Annotated in this window: 1 protein-coding gene; it reads right to left on the minus strand. The window is 52.7% G+C overall.

Translation table 11 applies throughout. The annotated features are described in order from the left end of the window. On the minus strand, nt 1-372 hold a 372-nt coding region (locus ACI77D_RS29355), incomplete at its 3' end, for a transposase (RefSeq protein WP_407018105.1). Nucleotides 373-442 lie beyond the last annotated feature (70 nt).

Here is a 442-nt window from a genome sequence, read left to right on the forward strand (position 1 = left end):
ATTGATCACCTGCAAAATCCCACCAGCCAGCTCATGCTTTTCCAGCAGTCGGCGGAAATTGAGGATCGTGGTTTCGTCTGGAATTCGATCCAGATGCAGCCCGGCAAACTGGCGCAGAATTGTGGTTTCGTAGAGCGATTCTTCCATGGCCGGGTCGCTATAACCGAACCAGTTTTGCATCAGATGAACCCGTAACATCGCCATCAACTGATAGGCCGGACGACCACCTTCGCCCTTCGGATAGTGCGGCTCGATCAGTTTGACCAAGCCATTCCAGGGCACGACCTGATCCATCTCGATCAGGAAGCGTTCACGGCGGGTTTGTTTGCGTTTGCCAGCGTATTCGGCGTCAGCGAAGGACATCTGCTTCATCGGGGCTCAACCGTTCAGTTCTTGGGACTGGCGTATTTCACCAGATTTGAAAGTCTTTTTCAGAGTTTCC

This window comes from Pseudomonas sp. O39 (genome assembly GCF_045447295.1).
In the GTDB taxonomy this organism is placed as follows: domain Bacteria; phylum Pseudomonadota; class Gammaproteobacteria; order Pseudomonadales; family Pseudomonadaceae; genus Aquipseudomonas; species Aquipseudomonas antarctica_A.